This is a genomic window from Pseudarthrobacter humi, assembly GCF_024294965.1.
GTDB lineage: Bacteria > Actinomycetota > Actinomycetes > Actinomycetales > Micrococcaceae > Arthrobacter > Arthrobacter humi.
This window is the reverse complement of the sequence record NZ_JANCLV010000003.1, coordinates 370,569-391,902: the sequence shown is the minus strand read 5'-3', so window position 1 is coordinate 391,902 and position 21,334 is coordinate 370,569. Positions and strand designations below refer to the sequence as shown.

The window sequence follows — 21,334 nt, the reverse complement described above, 5'->3', positions numbered from 1 at the left end:
GCCAGCGCCTAACGATGAGGTCGAGGGCCAGTGGCTCCCAAGCACACCACCACTGGCTCTCTTCCGCACGATCGGTGGCTCTGAAGCGCAAGATTGGGTGGCTCTCAAGGCATCAAATACTCAGCAGACACCCTGCTGGAATTTCTGGAAGCCTCTGAGTTATTGCTTTTCCAGCACCTCCCCGGCCCTGAGCTGCGGGTTCAGGCAGACCTCGGCATGATCTGGACAGCAGGATAATCACGCTCGAGCTCCTTCAGTCGGACTCGCTCCGAGACCGTCCGATCCACCTCGGTGCCGCCGTTTGGCCTCGCGGTACTTGACCTCTAAGTATTTGAAGCTTTGAGCGCCACTATTCGTGAGGTTCAGCGCCGGGTTTGTGCGAGAGAGCGCCAGCGGTCGCGTGGCCTGGCGCCTCTGACGCCCTTCGTGACAGTTGCGAAGCGTCTCGGGGCCGACACCGTACGCGGTGGTCACGTTCTTGATCGGCTTGGACGTGTTACCACCTTGCGGCACAGGTCGTCCTTGAACTCCTGGGTAGATCGTTTACGTGATGCGGTCATGCTGATCTCTACTTTCGGTAGACCCCCACTTAAAGAGGGCCCACTGTCCGAGATCTCCGTGGCAGCATACTCGCCGGTGGCGGGGTCATGGACGACGTCGAACGTGCCGCCGTCGAACACGTCTCGTCACAGTCCGCCGATCAGACGATTGGTCGGGATGGAAGCGGTCAGCGCTACCTGCCGCCCACGGGTGACAGCAGGGGCCTGCGCAAGCGATCTCCTTAGGAAGAGGTCGTCGGTCGGAAGCTGTCGCTTCGGCGGTATGGGCCGGCTGCGCGCCGGTTAAGAGTCAACAGGGACCGCCGGGCTGTTAGACCAGGCGTCGGTTTGCGGCGACAAGAAGAGTGGAAGGCATTGAGTTTTCTGTGTGGTTCGGCGCCCTCGTCGGTTCAGAAAAGCTAAGACTGCGGATCAGATAAGGATCGACAGAGGATTCTCCATGCGCTGCTTGAACGCAGCCATTAGGCGGGCAGCGACTGCTCCGTCCACAACCCGGTGGTCGGCAGAGAGGGTGCAGGTCATGACAGTGGCGATGGTCAGTTCCCTGTTGACGACGACGGGTCGTAATTCGGCAGAGCCGACGGCCAGAATACCGGCCTGCGGAGGGTTGAGGATCGCCGTGAATTCTTTCGTCCCGAACATGCCCAAGTTGCTGACGGTAAACGTTCCTCCGGAAAGTTCGCCGGGGCGGATTTTTCCAGTCTGGGCCCGCGCGGCGTAGTCTGCGATGGTTGAGCTGATTTCGGTGATCGAAATCGTATCGACGCTGCGGACGACGGGGGTGACCAAGCCGCCGTCAGTGCTTATGGCGACCGAGATGTCGGCGTGACTGTACCGGATGATGCTGTCGCCGTTGAAACTGACGTTTGCATCCGGTTCGTCACGCAACGCCAGACCGATTGCCCTTACGACAAGGTCGTTGACCGTAATTTTGCGGACCGCGGTGGCATTGACCTGCTTGCGCAGCTCGAGCAGGTTATCCATGCGTACGTCCACGGTGAGGTAGAAATGCGGGACACTTGTTTTGGATTCGGTCAGCCGGCGTGCGATTGCGTGGCGCATGCGGGTGAAGGGGATAGTTTCACCGCCCGGCTGAGCGGGTCCCCGAACCGGGGCCGGGGTGGCAGCCAGAGGAATAGTCGAAGCCACCTGGTCCGGCACGGGGGCAGGCATTGCGGCCGTCGATGTGGGCTGCGCCGCGATTACGCTTTCGACGTCTTGGCGGATGATTCGTCCGTCGGGTCCGGACCCGTTGAGCGCGGATACATCCAGACCGTGTTCACGGGCAAGTCGGCGGGCCAGCGGGGAGCTGAACACGCGTGCTTTGTCGACGTCAGGGCCGGAAGCCGCGCTGTCGTGCTGTCTCGGAGTTTCGCCGGGTTGGGAGAAAGCGGTCGCCAGGACGGCCTCGATGTCCTTCTCTGCGTCGCCGACCGCCGCGATGACGGCGATGGGGGCGCCAACGGCGACCGTCTGACCGGGTTGAGCGATGAGCCGGGCGAGGATGCCGTCCCCTTCAGCCTCCATTTCCACGGTGGCTTTCTCGGTTTCGATTTCGGCGATGGGTTCGCCGGCAGTGATGGAGTCGCCGGTGGATTTGAACCACTTGTAAAGCACAGCCTCGGTCGCGTCAGCGAGGATGGCCGGCATGTTCAGCAATGTTGCCATAAGAGTTTCTCCAGAAACGGGTAGCCGTGGGGCGGCGGGAGGTAGGAGCGGTAAAGGGCAGGCCTTAGCGGGCCAGATTGTGGGCGGCAGCGGCCAGGCCCTTGTCCATTTCGGCGCGGCCTGCGAAGGCTGCCCGTTCAAGGACCTTGGAGATGCTCGGCGACGCTTCCGCCCCGGTGACGCGCTGGATGGGCTGGTCCAAGTAGTCGAAGAACCGTCGCTGGATTTCGTCGCTGAGCCAGTTGCCGTAGGAGGTGCCGCGGGCGCCTTGCTCGGCGATCAGGACGTTGTTGGTCTTCTTGATGGATTCGCCGATAGTGTCCCAGTCGATGCTTGCCGCGTCCAGCCAGCGTAGGTCAATGATCTCGGCGTCGAGCTCGGCGAAGGCGGCTGCGTCCAGGGCGGGCTGGACCATAGCCAGGTAGGTCAGCACGGTGATGTCGCTGCCTTCCCGGCGAATTGCGGCCCTGCCGAATGGAATCTGGTAGTCAAAGTCGTTGACGGGGGCTGCGCCGCTGGTGGTGTAGAGGTCCACATGCTCTATGACGACGACTGGGTCCTCAAGCTGGAGTGCGGTGTTCATCAGCCCAACGTAGTCGAATGGGGTAGACGGGGCGACGATTCGCCAGCCGGGCTGGGTCGCGAAAATGCCGGCCGGGTCCATGGAGTGCTGCGAGCCGTAGCCGGTTCCCATTGCGACCTTGGAACGAAGGACCAGCGGCATTTTTCCTTCCCCGCCGAACATGTGGCGTGCCTTGCCGATCTGGTTGAAAAGCTGGTCGGCGGCGACCCACATGAAGTCCGCGTACATGAACTCGACCACGGGCTTGTAGCGTCCGTCCATAGCCATACCTCCGGCGAGCCCTGCGAACGCATTTTCACTGATCGGGGTGCCCAGGATCCTCTCCGGATGGGCTTCCTTGAGTCCGCGAGTGGCACCGTTGGTGCCGCCTTTGAGCCGGTGGACATCCTCGCCCATGACCACGACGGATTTATCACTGTCCATCCGTGCGTGCATGACGTCAGCGACCGAGTCGATGAATTTGCGCTCGGCGAGCTCACCGCCGAACGTGGCTTCCTCCTCGGTGCGTGCCCCCTCGAGTTCGGAGAGATCGCCGCGGATGCCGACGTCAACGAAACCTGGATCTGGCCACAGCTCGGGACGGATCCTTCGTTTGCCGGGCTTGGCTCCGGGGTCCTGCTCAGTCAGGGCGGCGACGGCGTCGTCGCAGGCGTTCTTGATTTTCGCGTTCATGTCCTTGATGGCTAGGGCGTCCATGTGCCCCATATTCTCGAGTTCCTTTGCGACACGAAGGATGGGGTCACGGTCTCGCCATGACTTCTCCTCGGCCTTGCTGCGGTAGCCGAAGGCACTGCCGGGGAATGGGCCATTCTGATGGAAGTAGCGGTAGACCTCCGCTTCGATGAGCGCCGGGCCGTTGCCGGAGCGCATGTGTTCGGCGGCTTGTTCCATTGCAAGGTGCACGGCCAAGGGGTCCATGCCGTCAACCCGCCAGGACCGGATACCGAAGCCAGGGCCGCGGCCGGACAGGCGGGACTCCCCGGTCACTTCCGCTACGTGCGTGGACACAGCATAGAGGTTGTTCTCGATGAAGAAACACAGCGGAAGCTTCCACGCTGCGGCGAGGTTCATCGTTTCCAGCGCCGAACCGATGTTCGTCGCCCCGTCACCGAAATACGTCACGGTGAAGTCAGTGTCTCCACCGGTCCGGGCGCCGTCGTGCTTCTGCGCCCAGGCATTGCCAGCGGCCAGCGGCACACCGCCGCCGACGATCGCGTTCGTCCCCAGTGCCCCGGCCTCCGCCCACTGAAGGTGCATAGAGCCCCCCCGGCCACGGCTGAAGCCCTGCTCCAGTCCGAGAATCTCTGCCAGCGTACGCTGAAGCAACTTCCTGACATCTTCTCTGAGAGGAGAAATCGGGTCCACACGCCCGCCCGTCTGCCGCGCCAGATAGGCAAGCGACTTGGCCAGGAACTGATGATGGCCTCGGTGAGTCCCGTTAACACCGTCACCGGGACGCAGATCAATCGCAGACCCAACGGCGCCGCCCTCCTGCCCGATGCTTGAGTGCGCCGGCCCATGCACCAGGCCCTCACCGGCGAGCTCAAGGACGCTCTCCTCGAAAGAACGAATGATCTGCATCTGCACCAACATTGTCTTCAGCAGCGAAGGGTCTGCCTTCTTCCAATCAGCCTCACTAGTGCGCAGTTCGACCCATTCGACATCGGGCGTGAGCGGTGTTGTTTCAGCCATCGGAATTCTCCACGGAACGTATTGGGGGCCATACCGGAACGAAGGATCCGGGCGGGGTGACTCGGGTCACTAGATTCCAAGATACTTATTAGTCGGATCCAATGCAAGCATTATGTTGGGCAAAACATTCCCAAAGAGGGGATCGGGACGTAGTATTGGATCCAATATTGATACACGTCAGCGTGACTTGGACAGGAGTTTCATCAATGAAGAACAATCTGCGGCCCCCTGTTGCTGCTATCACGGGAGGGGCTTCAGGCATAGGCCTGGAGTCCGCCAGGCGCTGGATTGCCGACGGTGGAACGGCTGTGCTGTTAGACCTTGCACGGCCGGCCTTGGATAAGGCGCTGGCGGAGCTCGGTGGTCGAGCCCGGGGAGCCGTTGTTGACGTTGCTGACAACGCCAGCGTCCTCGCCGGCTTCCAGAGCATCCGAGAAATCGAAGGCCGACTGGACGCCGTAGTCAACTCGGCTGGGATTGCCCGGCCAGGCCCCAGCAGCGAAGTAAGCGACGAGGAATTCACGCACATGCTGGATATCCACCTCACCGGCGCCATGCGTTCGTGTCGGGCGGCATATCCGTTGCTGAAGAGGACCGGGCGCGGTACTATCGTCAACCTGGCATCCGTGGCGTCGCTGACCGGCATGCCGGGGCGGGCCAGCTACACCACAGCCAAGGCCGGCATCGTGGGACTGACACGGACACTGGCCGTGGAGTGGGCACCCGATGGGATCCGCGTGAACGCGGTCGGGCCCGGCTATGTGCGCACGGCGCTTACTGACACGTTGGTGGCCGAAGGCAAGCTTGACGACGCCTTGATCAAGGCCCGGACCCCGCTGGGTCGCTTTGCCGACCCGGAGGAAATCGCCGAGGCCATTCACTTTCTGTCCACCCCGGCGTCCTCGTACGTCAACGGGCATCTGCTTATGGTCGACGGCGGCATGACCGTGGACGGGAACTGGTACTCATGAGCAGAATGGATTTCGATTTCACCGGCAAGGTCGCACTGATCACCGGCGCTTCCGGTGGCATCGGCAAGGAAGTGGCCCGGATCTTTTATAACGCCGGGGCGCACCTGGTGTTGATGGACTTGCACGAGGTCCCCCTGCGGGAACTGGCCGAAGAGCTTGGGGCTGGCAAGCGGATTTGCGTGGTGGCCGGAGATGCTTCCAACCCGGCTAATATCTCGACCGCTCTTGAACTGGCGCACACACGATTCGGCGGATTGGACTTCGTCATTCCCGTGGCCGGGATCTACCCGGAGTCTCCGGTCGTCGAGATTAGCGACGACCAATGGCGACAGGTGATGTCCGTGAACCTGGACGGTGTGTTCCAGCTTCTGCGCGCCGCCATCCCCATGGTGCGTTCGGGCGGTGCAGTGGTGAATTTCGCATCTGTTGCCGGCCACCGCGGAAGTAAGAACCACGGCCACTATGCGGCCAGCAAAGCCGGCGTGATCGCCCTGACTCGGAGTCTGGCCCATGAGGTTGGCCCGGGGATCCGGGTCAACGCGATTTCGCCAGGCACCATCGAGACTTCTATGGTCGCCGACCTGGTCAAAGCCCGGGGGGCTGACATGCTTGCCGGCACGCCCCTCGGACGGTACGGAAAGCCGGAGGAAGTGGCCGCTGTGGCTGCATTCCTTTGTAGCGGGGCCTCCAGCTTCATCACGGGCGAAACTATCCATGTCAACGGCGGCCTGTTCATGGCCGGCTAAGCGGCATATACCGTCTCTTCCGTCGTGAACACCCTAAGCTGAACGACATGGCGTTGAACGGTAAGCACAGTCCGGTAAAGGAGGCTGTTAGCCGCCGCATCGCCGAAAGCCTGCGGTCGAAAATTCTCAGCGGCAGTCTCCAGCCGGGCCAGCGTATCCGGCAGGAAATCCTCGCCGAGGAATTCGGCGCTAGCCGCCTGCCGGTCCGCGCAGCGCTGAGCATCCTGGAATCCGACGGGCTGGTCACGCTGGTGCCAACACCGGCGCATGGGCGATGAACGTAAAGGGATGTACCGAGTGCGATCGGATCCAGGAACGGCTGGATCCCCTTTCTGCCCGTATCCGCGGTCGTAAACTACACAGACGACGACATCACGCGTCAGGCGGAAGTAGCCGCCAGTATCGAAGCCGCCGACGGTGTCGAACAATGTCCAAAGCTGAACCGCAGCTTCCATCTGGAGAGCTACCGGGCCGTGCGAATGCCAATGCCGTAGTCCATGGTCGAGCGGCTGTGGAACACGACACAGCATTGCCGCCGGACTTACACCCAGTTGATCGGATGGGATGGACTCCGACTGACGCACTACGAACACCGGCTGATGGTGGAGACGTTCAGGCGCCGCGACGGCAAACAAGCCGAGCGGCTGATGTATGGGCACCTCCGGCGAACGCGCCTGGAACTGACCCGCCACCCCGATATTTTCTACGGAAAATGATCCTCCGATCTTCAGGCGCGAGTGTCCCACAGCCTCACGGCGGCCTCTTTTTCATAGGCCTTACCGTTGGGGAAGCTCACGAGTTCACATTGCATGCCCCACGGGGACAGGAAATACACCCAGCGTTGGCCAAAGCTGGGCCCAGTGCTGGCCGTCGGGTTGCCCAGCACACGGATGTCTTTGGACGCCAGATAAGTTACCGCCGTGTCCAGGTCATCAACGTAGAACGCCAGATGGTGTCCGCCGACGTCACTGTTGCGCGGCAGCACGGTGTTCTGCGCAGCCGTCTCGTACTGGAAGACCTCAAAGTTGGAGCCGTTGGCGCACCGGTAGAACCGGATCTCGCGCATCGTCGTGTCCCGGTCGACGTTGAGGTGCTCGGCCATCCAGTTTCCGTTGGGCAAAAACGGCCCGAGCGAGTAGACGTGCACACAGCCCAGGACGCCAACGAAAAATTCGTGTGCCTCTTCCATGTCCGGAACGGTAAGTCCAATGTGGTCCGCGCCCCGAAGCCCGGGCAATCCTTGATCGCTATTCATCTCTCTCCTTCATGGGGTTGTCGGCGTCGAACTTCCATATTGGATCCATATTCAAGAATGTGAAGTGTAATGACGATATTAGGTAGCTCTTTGAATTGTCATTGGATCCAAGGCGTGTCATTCTAGTCCAACGTAACGCACGTCACCAATGTCGGTGACCATCCCCAGGAGCTTCCATGTCAGACTTCCCGTCCTCAACGACGGTCCAGGACCGGCCCCCGGTTCTGTCCGCACGGCCCGCCTCCAGATCCAAGGTCAGGTCCCTCGTCGCCAGTACAGTTGGCAACGTCCTGGAGTGGTACGAATGGAGCGCGTATGCGGTGTTCGCGCCCTTCATCGCCCAGGTCATGTTCGAACCGTCGAACACGGCGTCCGGAATCCTGGCCACCCTCGGCGTCTTTGCCGTCAGTTTCCTCTTCCGCCCACTCGGCGGCGTCGTCTTCGGCTGGATCGCCGACCGCAAGGGCCGCAAATTTGTCCTTGTAACCACGATGCTCATGATGGCTGCCGGAAGCTTGATTATTGGAGTCATGCCTACCCACGACAGCGTGGGCGTCTGGGCTGCGGTCATCCTCCTTGTCGCCCGGGTTATCCAGGGCTTCGCCCACGGCGGCGAATCGGCAACGTCCACCACCTATATCGCGGAAATCGCACCGAACAACCGCCGAGGACTGTGGTCCTCGGTTATCCACGTGGCAATCGTCGGCGGATCCATCCTGGCCTACCTACTCGGAGCGGTCATCACCGATGTACTTGGCAAAGAAGACGTCATGGCCTGGGGCTGGCGCATTCCGTTCCTGCTCGGCGCCGTCCTGGCCGTCGTTGCCCTGCTGCTGCGTCGCCACATGGACGAGTCGGACGTGTTCGAGGAAGGAGCCGCCTCGCCGGCGCAGGTTCAGGCCGAGGCCAAGGCGTGGCCGCGAACGCGCATCATCAAGACGGCTACGCGCATGGTCCTTTTCACCGCAGGCATTACGGCTGTGCACTACACCTGGAGCAGCTACATTTCCACCTACGCCATCACCAGCCGGGGCATGGACCCGTCGCTGGCCTATTGGATGAGTCTGTCCGCGCAGGGCGTAGCGCTGATCAGCCTGCCGCTGTTCGGTATGCTTTCGGACCGCATCGGGCGCAAGCGCCAGGTGCTGTTCTTCGCCGTCACCTCCTCCGTTCTGGTATTCCCGCTGTCCGCCATGGTTTCGGACACTTGGTGGTCCCTGTTCATCCCGCAGGCGATTGCGCTGACCCTTTGGGCGCTGGCGTCCTCCATCTTCGCCGCGATGCAGGCCGAGAATTTCCCCACGAGCATGCGCACGCGGGGGATCGGTTTCGCCTATTCGCTTGGCGTCGCGCTCTTCGGCGGCACCGCACCATACCTGAACCAGCTCTTCGTAGGGTGGGGCCTTGGCTGGATCTTCAGCGTCTACATTGTTGTGCTTTGCATGTGCACCCTGGTCGCGACACTGACGATGAAGGAAACTCGCGGAATCGACCTTCGCGAACTGGATAAAGCGGAGTAATCCGCGCGCCGAACAATCGCAAATTCGTCGGCGCAACGCGTCCAACACGCCGGCGAGGCAGCGATACAGCCGTCTCGCCGGGGACCCGTGATGAAAGATGGGCCGCACCGACGGATTTAGATGGATACCCCGATATCCCCACGTGGCCGCTTAGTAATCCTGTAGAGGAAGACCGGGGCAGGTCGTCGGGAACGAACAACTACCCGTCTTGCCAGGACTGAAGGGTTACGCGACACCTAAAGAGTGGAGGGGGCGCACTGCCTCTGCCACCTCCGTTGGAATGGTGACGGCGGTCATGCGGCTGTCGGTTAATCGGACCATGAAAGGGCTGAAGGGAGGTGGAATCGCAATGAAGGACCAGGGACCAAGAGTGCACTGCGGCCTGCAAAGGATTCCCGCAATGAGCGCGGGCATGACCCGATTACCGCAGAGCGTAGGGTGCCTCCAGCAGTATCAATACGCTGAAGAAAAAGAAGTGCCGCAGGTGCCGCACCCCTCGTCGCGGCATGCGGCATGCGGCAGTTGGCGTGAGGGCCATTAAGCGGAGAATTGGGGGTGTGGACAGTGTCCACACTTTGGGTCCCGGACTGGGACGTACCTGCGCCGGACTGCGCCGGATTCCGGATGTTTCCGGGGGAGTCCAGTGTTTGCAAGGGCCGGAACCCGGTTCGAGTCCCACCTCGGGCACGTTTTCCAATGTCAGGGGCCCTTTTTGGGCCTCTGACGTGGTGACGGGGTACACGTTTGTCCGAGAAGACCGCTTTGACGGGTGTCGGTCACGCCGTGTTTGTCGGCAGCCTTTCTTGTGGCGGTTCCTCCCGTGCGTCGGGGCTTTCCGCTGTCTTAATGCTTCATGGGAGCTTCCGGCCGGGACGACATGACAGGGCAGGTTCCGGGGGAGTGGTGCACGGCTGAGCGATGGTTTTCTTCATACCCATTCATTTCGCTCGGGTGGGATGGCTACATGACATAGCCGCTGAAATGTTCGGGTGTCATCCGATTGATTGTGCGAACGACCGGGGCCAGGTTGTTGCGCCGGCCCGTAGTGCCAAGCAGGGGTCTGCTCGGCGACGGATAGTTCGTCGAGGAGTATTCCGGGATCCATTCCTGGGTCGAATGCCCGACCCGCAACACCGTAATCCATTCCCGCGAGGTCGCAATCCTGTCCGTGGACAACCGGCCAGGAGATGCCATCGCGTTCCATTACGACATCTTGGGCGCCGACGACCGGTAAAGCTACTTCGACTTCCCGTATGGCGGCATCTGTCAGGTTAGCGCATTCCACTGCCGTTGCTCAGGGGGAAGCCCCTGAGTGGCAGCACTAGGTGTCAAAAGCGCTGCCCCTCAGGCTGCCTTCCTACGGAGAGGGATCAAGAGCCCGGTCCCCTCACGCGGGCCTCGGATTCTTTAATGGCTCAGGGGCGCGCTTCGAAGACGAAGAGTTCGGTTCCAGCGACTTCTTCGCCGTCATCGGGGGCGGCGAACAGGCGCAGCACGCCGCCGTCAGATTCCAGGGCAACCGGGTTGCGGGTAATCGAGTGCCCGGCGGTGGAGAATTTCTGGAACGGGACCTCGTGGACGATCTTTCCATCTGTGAGGTCGGTCAGGGCGAGGCCGCCGAGCTCGAACGGGTTACCGTCAGCAGTCTTGAGGCCGGTAACACCCGAGCAGAGCTGGTGCCCGGCTCCGGCGTACTCGCAGTCCTGGTAGTCGATGAAGTGGCTCGGGTTGGCCTGCGTCCCCAGGAGCCTGCCTTGGTTATTCCATGTGAACAGCTTGCGGGAACCCCAGCTGACGCCGCTGATTCGGTTGGTCTTGCGGTCGGCGACGACACCGCCAACGTGGTCCGCCTGACGGAACTGCTCCGTAACCTCGTAGGTGTCTGGATCGATTGTGTAGACGATGGAGCTGCTGTTGGGCCGGTACTCGGCCACGGGAACCCAGACCTTCTCGCCGTCGAAGTCCGTGCCGCCCGGGTGGTAGATCGTGTCCTCACCCAGGACGATGTCTTTCAGCAGCTTTCCCTGCCGGTCGATGACGAAGACGTGTCCGCGGCCCTTGCCGGTAGTGCGGTCGTAGCCGTCGACGGGCGAGGGGTAGCGCATGGTCGGTTCAAGGATCTCGACGCTGCTGAGGAATATTTTGTCGCCGACCAGCGACATGCCCTGCGGGTGGAAGGTCGGGAAGTCCAGCTTGAGCTTCTGGACCTGGTCCCACTGGGTGTTGCGGTCCACTTTCGTGAAGGCCGCTGCTTCTGCCGTGAGGCCCTTAGGGGTTTGCCCGTTGGTGGCCCCAGCGGAGGTTCCGGCTGTCAGGGTGGCCGCTGCGACTGCTGCGATGGCGAGGACGCGCTTCATCTTCATGTCTGCTCCAGGTGCGTGATAGTGGTGCCCGGTGGCCGGGTCCGATCAAACTTAGGCGCCCGGGATGGCAAGACAGACAACGGCAGGTGTCGAGAGGGTGAAGCAAGCGACCCGGGCCGGGGACACCCCGGCCGTCGGCTTGACCAGCAGCGGGCAGCCCGGATCTGCCGGATGGAGGAGTGCAGGACTGCTGGGATAGCCAGGAGCCCGGCACCGCGGCCGAGTCCTTCTAGAAGCAGGTTGGCACCGAACTGATCCTCGTGTCCACAAGTCCGGTCAACAGGGCCGCGTCGGACGTGGACATGACGTTCCCTGGAAATGTGTTGACCAGAGCGCGAAACTTCTGCAGATCAGCATCTCAAATCCTCTGGAATCGGCGCCGGGCATGGAGGGTTCCAGAGTCAAGAGGGACCGTTGCCCGCATCTGGTCCGGCACGGGGCGGGAATTTTCGTTCGGGGCCGGCGTTAGGTCTGAGTATGAAAGCAATCGTGTACCGTGCCACGGGCGATCCGTCTGTCCTCGAGCTCGTCGACCGCGAGAGCCGCGATCCGGGGCGCGGCGAGGTGCGCATAAGGATCATCGTGTCCGCAGTGAACCCTACCGACTGGAAGTCGCGTCGCGGCGCCAAACCGGGCGAGCCCCTGCCCTTCGCGGAGGTCGTGCCGAACCAAGACGGCGCCGGAGTGGTGGACGCAGTCGGACCCGGCGTCGAGCATCTCCACGTCGGTGACAGGGTTTGGCTAGCCCTGGCTGCCTACCAGCGCGCCGACGGCGGGACAGCCCAGGAGTTCGCCGTCCTGCCGGCCGAGCGGGTCTTTCCGCTCCCGGACAACGCAGGGTTCGACCTCGGCGCAAGCCTGGGCGTTCCCGCGATCACCGCCCACCGTGCCCTGACCATCGCTGAGGACGGCCCGCGGCGGCTGCACCCGGGAACCTTGGACGGCAAGGTAGTTCTCGTCGCGGGAGGGGCCGGCGCCGTGGGACATGCGGCAATCCAGCTCGCCAAGTGGGCCGGCGCCGTCGTGATCACGACCGTAAGCGGACAGGCGAAGGCTGCGCTGGTCACGGCCGCCGGCGCCGATCACGTCATCAATTACCGGGAAACCGACGCGGCCACGGAGATCCGCCGGATCGCTCCCAACGGCGTCGACCAGATCGTGGAGGTGGCACCCGCGCAGAACGCCGAACTCGATCTGGCAGTGATCCGCAACCGCGGCTCTATCGCGGTCTACGCCAACAACGGCGGCGACCAGATGAGCCTGGACGTGCGCAAGCATTTCAGCCTCAATGTCCGCTACCAGTTCGTGCTGCTCTACACCGTTGGCATGGCGGCGGTGCACGCCGCCGCCGAGGACATCAATGCGGCCATCGTCGACGGCGCCCTTCCGGTGGGAGAGACCGCAGGCCTGCCGCTGCATCGCTTTGACCTGGCGGACACGGCTGCGGCCCACGCAGCGGTGGAAGAGAGCATCGTCGGCAAGGTGCTGATCGATGTGTCATCGGGCTAGCCGATAACGCATCGGGGGCCCCGCGGGGAACATCGCGCCGTGCAGCCGAGGAACTGAGCGGGTCGATCAGTCGGGACTGCGGACGGGTAGCCCGTTACGGAACGCCTCGGCCTCCGGAGCGAAGAAACCGGCCCCACAGCCGATCGCGGGCAAGGTCATTAGGATGCCAGCCACCGGAGCCCACGCTGGACCTGTCGCCGCGATGGACCCCCGAGCGCTTCCAGACCCGAGGAGGTCCTGCGATAGCCGCGACTCTGGCACACTCCCGCCAGGTCATCGGAGCTGGTTGGTCGATGGCCATCGTCGAGCGTACGCCCCCATAACCCCTTCGCTTGAGTCCCCCCGACCCGCGTAGGGGTTCTTTAATGACAGGACCTCGGAGCAGACGCCCCGCAGCGGTCAGCCGGTTGACCTGAGAACCAAGGAGACCGTTTGCGCGCCAGGTTGTCATAGTCGTCGGTATCGGCGCTCTTGAATTCCCGGAAACGCTGGGGCTAAGCGGCATCCGGCCTCAAGCGTGTGAGTCGCTTCGTCGTAGCCCACCGTAGCCACGTTGCTGCTCGCAACCGGAAAAGCGCCTCATCAGTTGACTTCGACTCCCCACTCGCCAGTCTTAGGTTGCTCCATCTCGGCAAACCTGGCGCCCATTGTCGCGTTGCCTCGTGTGAGCTTCCTAATCGTGAGGTCTTCGGCCTTGTCGTTCGCAAGCCGCAGGTTGTTGGCCGACTTATGCAGCGCCGCTTTCGTCTTCTCCAAGTCTCTGATCGCTTCGTCGATGCGCTTGACCGCCTCCTCGAAACCGTCGGAAGCGAGCCGCCAGTTGCGGCCGAACGCGCCCTTGAAATCCTCGATCTGCTGCTCGAAGTTTGTGATATCGATGTTCTGCGCCTTTACCAGCGCGAGCTCAGTCTTGTACTTGAGCGAGTTCATTGCGGCGTTGCGCAGCAGCGCGATCAACTGGATGAAGAACTGCGGCCGGATGACATACATCTTCGGGTAGCGGTGAGAGACGTCGACGATCCCGGTGTTGTAGAGCTCGCTGTCGGGCTCGAGCAGAGAGACCAGCACAGCGTACTCGCACCCCTTCTCGGTGCGGTCCTTGTCGAGCTCCTTCAAAAAATCTTCGTTCTTGTGCTTTGTCGCGGTGCCGTCGTTTTCGTTCTTCATCTCGAACATGACCGAGACAATCTCAGTACCAGCGTCGTCGGAGTCGCGGAATATGTAGTCGCCCTTGCTACCAGTCCGGGAATCGTTGTCCTTCTCGAAGTAGGCGCGCGGGAAGGCCGTGGCACGGATGCGGTTGAACTCGATCTCGCAGTGCTGTTCAAGGGTTTCACCGACCATCTTGGTCGACAGCTTCGCCTTCAGGTCTCGCAGCCGCTCAATCTGTTCTTCACGGTCCTTGATCTGGGTTTCGTACTTATCCTTCAGGGACTTCTCAACGAGCTGCTTCTCTAGCCCTGCGAGTTCGAGACCGCTCTTGAATTCGTCCCGCTCCTTTTCGACGGTGCTGACTGCCTCGGTGATCGCAAGCCTCTGCGCGATCTCAATAGCCTCGAGCTTCGCCTTGAGGTCTTGGATCGCCGCGTCCTTCGTCGAGGCGGCCTTCTGAAGTTCGTTGACGAGCTTCGCTTCGGCCAGCTCCACCGATGACTGCTTCTCCTGCTTCGTCTGTTCGAGCTCGTTAGCAAGCACGTCCCGCTCCTTTTCGAGGGCACTTAGGGCCTCGGTCACGGCAAGCTTCTGCGTGACCTCACCGGCATCGAGCTTCGCCCTCAGCTCCTGGATCGCGGCATCCTTAACCGCAGCAGTCTTCTGAAGTTCGTTGACGAGCTTCGCTTCGGCCAGCTCCACCGATGACTGCTTCTCCTGCTTCGTCTGTTCGAGCTCGTTAGCAAGCACGTCCCGCTCCTTTTCGAGGGCACTTAGGGCCTCGGTCACGGCAAGCTTCTGCGTGACCTCACCGGCATCGAGCTTCGCCCTCAGCTCCTGGATCGCGGCATCCTTAACCGCCGCAGTCTTCTGAAGTTCGCTGGCGGCCCTCGTCTCCGCCAGTTCGAGAGCGTTGGTCTTATCCTGCTCGGCCAACTCGAGCCGTTCGTGGATCTGCTGTTCGAACTCAGCGTCACGAACCTGCTTGACGATGTCGGCGTAGCCGGCCTCATCGATAGTGAACGTCCGTCCGCAGTGCGGGCACTTGATTTCATGCATAGCTGGAACCCCAAATCAGGCTACGTCGGCCCGAATGGCCGCACTTGAGTGTCCCTCTGGTCTCTCAGAGGGGAGAAGAATTGTCGAGATAAGCCCGTCTCCGGCTCGGCGGCATATGAACCGACCGCCGGAGCGACGAGTACCGTGCTGGGCTGGTTACGGCGCGGTGCCGAGTTGCCCGTCGGTCATAGACCCCCAAACCTCCCCCATGAACGGCGCCTATCTCGTGATGCTACTGGGCCGTGGCGGAAAACCTCCCTGCAAAGGCGCAGCGTTTCCCGAGGATTGCGCAGGTTTCCTCCTAGCTACAGGGAGTCGTGGCAATTGCACAGCAGTGGTTCAGGCGTGATTGGCGAGTGCTGCGGGCGACCCCCATGGATGCGGCCGCTAGGTGGTGGCATGCAGAGGCCGCGTCAAGGATATAACGTCGGCTATCAGCTGCCTGCCGCCAGTCGGGCACCTCTTGGCCGGGGAAAAGGCGGAGTTGCGGTCGGCTCCCCTGCGGCTGTCGTGGTCCACGCTCACTTCCTGGAGGCCGGCCTGTGGGCTGATCATGCAGGTTGCGTTCGCTTCTCCATGAGACGGTTGGAGAGGAGAGACCCGCCACCATGATGTTCATCGATTTCCAGCAGGCGGGCTGCACAGTAGTCATCCGGGATCGGTCCGGTTCCGGAGGCCTACCCTTCATGTTGAAGCGAAATCGGCGCCGAAGTGGGCAAAAAGAGGGTGTGCACAATGTGCACACCTTGGGCTTCGGATCGGGTCGTACTGCTGGCGGACTGGGCCGGATTGCGGAGGTTTTCGGGGGAGTGGCGGAAATTCAAGGGCTGGAGTCCGGTTCGAGTCCCACCTCGGGCACGCATTCCCCCTCGTCAGAGGAGGTTTTGCTTTAACGTGTGTACCTTGACCCTCCGCGGGTCCCTCTGACTGTGGCCGCGGTCTGTGCCTGGCGCTGCGGCGGCCTGCGAAGTTGTGTGGGTGGCGGGTTCAGGATCCTGGCTGTTGGCCCCTCCGCCTGCAGGGTACAGGGCTACTTGTCCTCACTTTCTGGGTTGTTCTGATGGTCGTGGTTGGCCATCACTCATTCATGGCGATGGGTTGTGCTGACGACATGACCAAGGCAATCTGGCTTCCAAAATCTTCGTCGGAAGGCGGCTTCCTTCGGGCTCCCAGCGTGCGATCATCGCGTGTTTGTCCGGCCAAAGCCGTGTGCACGTTGTGCGCACTATGAGTTGGCGGGCGACTGTTCGGCTTACATCGTGATCCCGTTCCGCAGACTTTGTGGCTGATAGCAGTTCATGCGTCCGGCCATCCCTGGGTGCATGACCTGCAGGGATCCCGGGCGCAGGGGAGACCCCGGAGCCCACAACGGATGCCGGCGTGTGGGACCGACACTCGTGGGGGGCGCAGTGTTGTCGCAGCTCAGGGGGATTTGAGGTCCGGCGTGTGTACAGATTCCGGTGAAGCGTGGACGAAGCTCGCGCGTTTTCTTAGCTGTGCGCGGATTCACCAACGAGGCAGGCTCTCCCACGGGGAGGTCCGGCCCGGCACTTCGGTTCGCTAGTGCATTGGCCGATACAGCAGGCGGTGTGCCCGCTCTGCGGAAAAGGGTCCGTTACTTTCATTCGGCGGCGTGCTGACATGTGCTCGGAGCACGTGCATCCCGGAGGACCAGCAATTGTTGGAAGGCGTGATTGACGCGACCGTCATGGCCGGACCGATACTCGCTGAACGGCCGCCTTGAGATCCTCCGGTGACGGCAGGCCAGCCAAACCGCCGGCATGCCGATAGAGCCTGCAGGTCAGGGCTGGTGCTGCCGAAGATGGGAACAGATCCATCCCCGAGGCAATGAAAGACGGTGAGCCGTGGAAGCCCAGAGTCTGGGCTTGTTCCTCGCTGCCCAGCTCGACAACCACAACGTCGCCCTCGACGCCCTCGGCTGCCAGGACCTGGACGAAAAGGTCCAGGGCAGCGGCGCTGTTGGGGCAGTCCGCGATGATCCGCAGCTCGTAGTCCATGTGCTCAGTCTTTCAGCCAATATCCCGCGGGGCGAACACCAGTGAGCCGGCGACAAACACTCCGCCATAAGCGGCGAGGATCCGGCCGAAGTGCGCGTCCGGCTGCAGCGTCGCGACGAAGCCGTAGATGCCCAGCGCGATCACGCCCAGTCCTGCCCACCACCATTTGGCGGCCTTCCCTGACTGAGTGCCAGACCAGCCACGCCCCGCCGATTTCGGCAGCCGCGGCCAGCGTGAACAGCAGGATTGTCTTCGCGATAGTCACAAATCCATCATGGCAGTCCCCGGTACAGGTTTGCGTGAATACATCGAGGAATGTACTTTTGTGCCATGGAAACGCTCACGCAGGCACCGGTGCTGGCCCGGTTCGGGTACGCGGTCTCGGACCCGACCCGCGCCAGGATACTTCTGGCCCTCTCCGACGCCGCTGCATACCCCGCTGATCTGGCCGACATCCTGGGCGTGTCCCGGCAGAGCATGTCCAACCACCTGACATGCCTGCGTGGCTGCGGCCTGGTCGTGGCCGTCCCAGACGGGCGGCGGACCCGGTACGAGCTCTCGGACGCCCGGCTGGGTCATGCGATCAAAGACCTGCTGGGGGTTGTCCGGGCTGTGGACCCTGCCTGCTGCGCCCCGGACGGGGAGTGCTTCGCATGACGGCGCTGACGCAGGCGCCCACGTCGGAACGCCGGGCCGTGCTGAACAGGCGGATCCGGCTGTTCGCGGCCGCGACCATTACCTACAACCTCATCGAAGCCGTAGTGGCGCTCTGGGCCGGCAACGTTGCCGATTCCTCAGCGCTGATCGGATTCGGCCTGGACTCTGTCATCGAGGTTGCCTCCGCCGTGGCGTTGTCGTGGCAGTTCTCCGCGAAGGACCCGGAACGCCGTGAGCACCTGACCCTGCGGATCATCGCCGTCTCGTTCTTCGCCCTCGCCGCGTTCGTGATCTTCGATGCTGTGCGGGCTTTGACGGGCGGGGAAGAAGCCCGGCACTCCACCCCCGGCATCGTGATCGCTGCGCTGAGTCTGGCGATCATGCCGGTGTTGTCCTGGGCCCAGCGCCGGGCCGGACGGGAACTTGGATCCCGGACGGCAGTGGCAGATTCCAAACAGACGCTGCTGTGTACCTACCTTTCTGCGGTCCTGCTGCTCGGCCTGGTCCTGAACAGCACGCTGGGCTGGTGGTGGGCTGATGCCGGCGCCGCACTGATCATCGCCGGTATCGCCGTCCGGGAGGGCATCAACGCCTGGCGCGGAGAAGCCTGCTGCGCCCTCCCGCACACCGACGACACCCACGGCCATGGGCGTGGGCATGGCGAAGAAGACGATGACTGCTGCGCACCCACAACCACCGTTACCATCGCGGCAGCACCGGGAGCTCTTGCTGATCCTGAGCAGGAAGGTGCCTGCTGCGGCGGGTGCCAGTCCGATGCCAAGCCTGCGTCGGTGACCTTGACTCTCGGGACGAAACCGGTGAATCGTTGAGTGCCGTCTCGACAACCGTTCACCGTGAACAGGCCCGCACCCGCCGCGCCCGCGGCAGCAACGGATGCGCAGCTGGTCAGGGAAGACAGCCACCGCGTCACGGCCCCCTGGTCGGAGAAGGCCCAGCTGGTGGAGTTCCTGGACTTCGAATGCGAATCCTGCCGCGCCGCCGAACCCCTGGTCCAGGAACTAGAGAAGGAGTACGGGGACCGGATCACGTTCATCCACCGGTACTTCCCGCTGCCCGGACACGCCAATTCCGGAACCGCGGCCCTGGCCGTGGAAGCCGCAGCCCTGCAGGGCAAGTACGAGCAGATGACCGCCAGGCTTTTCGAAACCCAGCCGCACTGGGGTGAACGGCAGGACTCCCAAGCCCCACTGTTCAGGACCTACGCCGAAGAACTCGGCCTGGACCTGGCCCGTTACGACACGGATGTCGCGGCCGAAGCAACCAAGGAACGGATCCGCCAGGACATTGCAGACGAGAAAGCCCTCGGCGTGACCGGAACCCCCACCTTCTTCCTCAATGGGGAAAAGCTCACCCTGAACAGTGAAGAACAGTTCCGCAACCTGCTCGACGACGCTGCACGATAACCTCGCCCCGGTTCCCCGGTTCCCCGGTTCCCCGGTTCCCCGGTTCCCCGGTGCGGAAGCCGGTCCCGCGAAGACTAGAGGAACGCGACCGCCATCCCCTAACCGAAAAGGCTCCCTAAAACGCTGACGATACCGTATTCTCTTATTCCATGGAGTCATGGAATAAGAGCTCGGCGGATGGGGAGAAGCTGGAAGTCTTCGATCAGCTCGCCAGGGTGGCGAAGGCGATGTCCAACGGCAAGCGGCTGGAGCTGATCGAATTGCTCGCTCAGGGCGAGCATCCAGTCGAAGAACTCGCGGCAAAGCTGGGGATGGGGGTGACGACCGTCTCGGCCCACCTGCAGCAGCTGAAGCAGGCGGGCCTGGTGGATACCCGGCGGGTGCGGACCAGCATCCTGTATCGGCTCGCCGGCGATGACGTCGCGGCGATGTATCTGGCCATCAAGCGTGTGGGCATGCTGCGTTCCGCGGCCCTGCGGGAGGCACTTGCGTCCTACCTCTCTCCCCGCGGCTCGGAGCCGGCCAGCACGATCGATCCGGCAGCTGTCACCTCCGAGATGACCGTTATCGATGTCCGGCCCCGGTCCGAGTACGACACAGCCCACTTCCCGGGCGCGGTCTCGATCCCGCTGGAGGAGCTGGCGGAACGCTACGGTGAGATCCTGTCAGGGAATCCCGTCGTGGTGTACTGCCGTGGCGAGTTCTGCAAACTCGCCCGGGACGCCGCGGCGTGGTTGTCCGCCCGAGGCATCCCGGCGATGGCCATGGACGAAGGCGTCATCGAATGGCGGGCCACACACCAGGTGGATCTCGATGCCACCGCGTGAGCCGATGCTGCTGCTCGGGGAGAGAATCCGCGCCGACGCAGCCGTTCAGGAAGTCCTGCACCGCCGGACCCTGACGGTGGTCGCTGCCAGCCAGGTCCTGGGCGGGGCAGGCCTTGCCGCCGGCGTCACCGTCGGGGCTTTGCTGGCCCAGGACATGCTCGGCGGGAACGCCGCCGCCGGTCTTCCCGCGGCCCTGTTCACCCTCGGTTCCGCACTGGCGGCCTTCCTGGTCGGCGCCGTCACGCAGCGCCTGGGTCGCCGGACCGGTCTGGGCCTGGGCTTCGCCGCCGGGGCCCTCGGGGCGCTCGGCGTCGTCGCAGCGGCTGTCCTGGACAGCATCCCGCTGCTGTTTCTGTCCTTGTTCATCTACGGGGCGGGCACCGCGACGAACCTGCAGGCACGCTACGCCGGCACCGATCTGGCTCCGGCGTCCCGCCGGGGCACGGCCGTCAGCATCGCCATGGTCTTCACCACCCTCGGCGCGGTCCTCGGCCCGAACCTGGTCGATGTGCTGGGCCGGTTCGCCGAAAGCCTCGGCATTCCCGCTCTCGCCGGCCCGTTCCTGCTCGCAGCCGCCGCATACGCCTCCGCCGGGGCCGTGCTGTTCGTCCTGCTCCGGCCGGACCCGTTCCTGCTCGCCCGGGAACTCGAGATTGCCACACCTTCACCGGGAACCTCCGACACGCCGCCCGCACCGGTCCGGTCGGGCACCGGGGTCTACGTGGGGGCCGCGGTCATGGTCCTTACCCAGATCGCTATGGTCGCCATTATGACCATGACACCGGTCCACATGCGCGCCCACGGCCACCACCTCTCCGAAGTCGGCCTCATCATCGGAATCCACATCGGCTCGATGTATCTGCCTTCCCTGTTCACCGGCGTCCTCGTGGACCGCATCGGCCGCACCCCGATGGCCATCGCCTCCGGCCTGACCCTGCTCGCGGCAGGCCTCACCGCAGCCACGGCACCTGCGGACAATCTCGGGCTGCTGATCGTGGCTCTGGCCCTGCTGGGGCTGGGCTGGAACATGGGCCTCATCTCCGGAACCGCACTGGTCGTGGACGCCACCGTCCCCGCACACCGTGCCCGCACCCAGGGAGCCGTCGATGTCCTCATCGCCGTAGCCGGTGCCGGCGGCGGCGCGATGTCCGGGCTCGTCGTGGCCCAAACCAGCTATGCGGTGCTCTCGATCGCCGGCGGGGTCCTGGCGCTGCTGCTGATTCCCGTCATCTTCTGGGCCCGAACCCGGTCCGGGACGCTGGCGGCTGCCTGATCCCGCAGCCACAAACATCCTCACTGCCATGAAGCCACCGGCAATCACGGTCGCGGA

Annotated in this window: 16 protein-coding genes and 2 pseudogenes; 11 read left to right on the top strand and 7 right to left on the bottom strand. The window is 63.1% G+C overall.

All coding sequences use genetic code 11. From position 1 onward, the window contains the following. Positions 1-971: 971 nt before the first annotated feature. Both NFC73_RS07115 and NFC73_RS07110 read right to left on the bottom strand, forming a co-directional pair. Positions 972-2,210 (bottom strand): dihydrolipoamide acetyltransferase family protein, encoded by a 1,239-nt coding sequence (locus tag NFC73_RS07115; protein ID WP_254748849.1) that lies wholly within the window; start codon positions 2,208-2,210, stop codon positions 972-974. 82 nt (positions 2,211-2,292) lie between these two features. Further along, positions 2,293-4,503: an alpha-ketoacid dehydrogenase subunit alpha/beta gene (locus tag NFC73_RS07110; RefSeq protein ID WP_254748847.1), complete on the bottom strand. Its 2,211-nt coding sequence runs from the start codon at positions 4,501-4,503 to the stop codon at positions 2,293-2,295. A gap of 206 nt (positions 4,504-4,709) precedes the next feature. On the opposite strand from NFC73_RS07110, the gene NFC73_RS07105 reads away from it, so the two are divergent. From NFC73_RS07105 to NFC73_RS07090, 4 genes are all read left to right on the top strand, one after another. Then, on the top strand, positions 4,710-5,474 hold the full coding sequence (locus NFC73_RS07105) for an SDR family NAD(P)-dependent oxidoreductase (protein ID WP_254748845.1): 765 nt from the start codon (positions 4,710-4,712) through the stop codon (positions 5,472-5,474). Then, positions 5,471-6,220, top strand: coding sequence for an SDR family NAD(P)-dependent oxidoreductase (locus tag NFC73_RS07100; RefSeq protein WP_254748843.1), 750 nt, complete (start codon positions 5,471-5,473; stop codon positions 6,218-6,220). The genes NFC73_RS07105 and NFC73_RS07100 overlap by 4 nt, the downstream gene beginning before the upstream one ends. 47 nt (positions 6,221-6,267) lie before the next feature. Next, entirely contained in the window at positions 6,268-6,498 is a 231-nt protein-coding gene (locus tag NFC73_RS07095) for a GntR family transcriptional regulator (protein ID WP_254748841.1), read from the top strand. Between the two features lie 219 nt (positions 6,499-6,717). Further along, positions 6,718-6,936, top strand: coding sequence for an FCD domain-containing protein (locus NFC73_RS07090; RefSeq protein WP_254748839.1), 219 nt, complete (start codon positions 6,718-6,720; stop codon positions 6,934-6,936). A gap of 11 nt (positions 6,937-6,947) precedes the next feature. On the opposite strand, the gene NFC73_RS07085 is transcribed toward NFC73_RS07090, so the two are convergent. Continuing rightward, a complete protein-coding gene (locus tag NFC73_RS07085; protein ID WP_254748837.1) occupies positions 6,948-7,475 on the bottom strand; it encodes a VOC family protein in 528 nt (175 codons plus the stop codon). Positions 7,476-7,651: 176 nt separating this feature from the next. Between NFC73_RS07085 and NFC73_RS07080 the strand changes: the two genes are divergently transcribed. Then, positions 7,652-8,995 carry an MFS transporter gene (locus NFC73_RS07080; protein ID WP_254748835.1) on the top strand — a complete coding sequence of 448 codons (1,344 nt, stop codon included), beginning with the start codon at positions 7,652-7,654 and terminating at the stop codon, positions 8,993-8,995. A gap of 1,415 nt (positions 8,996-10,410) precedes the next feature. Here the strand turns inward: NFC73_RS07080 and NFC73_RS07075 are convergent. After that, entirely contained in the window at positions 10,411-11,358 is a 948-nt protein-coding gene (locus NFC73_RS07075; RefSeq protein ID WP_254748833.1) for a DUF6454 family protein, read from the bottom strand. A gap of 477 nt (positions 11,359-11,835) precedes the next feature. Between NFC73_RS07075 and NFC73_RS07070 the strand changes: the two genes are divergently transcribed. Next, positions 11,836-12,867 (top strand): NADPH:quinone reductase, encoded by a 1,032-nt coding sequence (locus tag NFC73_RS07070; RefSeq protein ID WP_254748831.1) that lies wholly within the window; start codon positions 11,836-11,838, stop codon positions 12,865-12,867. Between the two features lie 582 nt (positions 12,868-13,449). Here NFC73_RS07070 and NFC73_RS07065 read toward each other — a convergent pair. The 3 genes and pseudogenes from NFC73_RS07065 to NFC73_RS07055 form a co-directional block, all read right to left on the bottom strand. After that, on the bottom strand, positions 13,450-15,078 hold the full coding sequence (locus tag NFC73_RS07065; RefSeq protein ID WP_254748829.1) for a DUF2130 domain-containing protein: 1,629 nt from the start codon (positions 15,076-15,078) through the stop codon (positions 13,450-13,452). Between the two features lie 1,706 nt (positions 15,079-16,784). Further along, positions 16,785-17,096 (bottom strand): hypothetical protein, encoded by a 312-nt coding sequence (locus NFC73_RS07060; RefSeq protein WP_141140320.1) that lies wholly within the window; start codon positions 17,094-17,096, stop codon positions 16,785-16,787. Positions 17,097-17,129: 33 nt separating this feature from the next. Next, positions 17,130-17,361: pseudogene (locus NFC73_RS07055) on the bottom strand (YnfA family protein); the annotation flags it as partial. A gap of 65 nt (positions 17,362-17,426) precedes the next feature. Between NFC73_RS07055 and NFC73_RS07050 the strand changes: the two are divergent. The 5 genes and pseudogenes from NFC73_RS07050 (at position 17,427) to NFC73_RS07030 (ending at position 21,277) form a co-directional block, all read left to right on the top strand. Then, entirely contained in the window at positions 17,427-17,753 is a 327-nt protein-coding gene (locus NFC73_RS07050) for an ArsR/SmtB family transcription factor (RefSeq protein WP_254748827.1), read from the top strand. Next, entirely contained in the window at positions 17,750-18,583 is an 834-nt protein-coding gene (locus tag NFC73_RS07045) for a cation diffusion facilitator family transporter (protein ID WP_254748825.1), read from the top strand. The genes NFC73_RS07050 and NFC73_RS07045 overlap by 4 nt, the downstream gene beginning before the upstream one ends. A 21-nt stretch (positions 18,584-18,604) precedes the next feature. After that, positions 18,605-19,177, top strand: a pseudogene (locus NFC73_RS07040) (DsbA family protein); the annotation flags it as partial. A 149-nt stretch (positions 19,178-19,326) separates the two neighbouring features. Continuing rightward, positions 19,327-20,004, top strand: coding sequence for an ArsR/SmtB family transcription factor (locus tag NFC73_RS07035; RefSeq protein WP_254748821.1), 678 nt, complete (start codon positions 19,327-19,329; stop codon positions 20,002-20,004). Then, positions 19,991-21,277, top strand: a complete 1,287-nt coding sequence (locus NFC73_RS07030; RefSeq protein ID WP_254748819.1) for an MFS transporter — start codon at positions 19,991-19,993, stop codon at positions 21,275-21,277. Before NFC73_RS07035 ends, NFC73_RS07030 begins: the two co-directional genes overlap by 14 nt. Positions 21,278-21,334 lie beyond the last annotated feature (57 nt).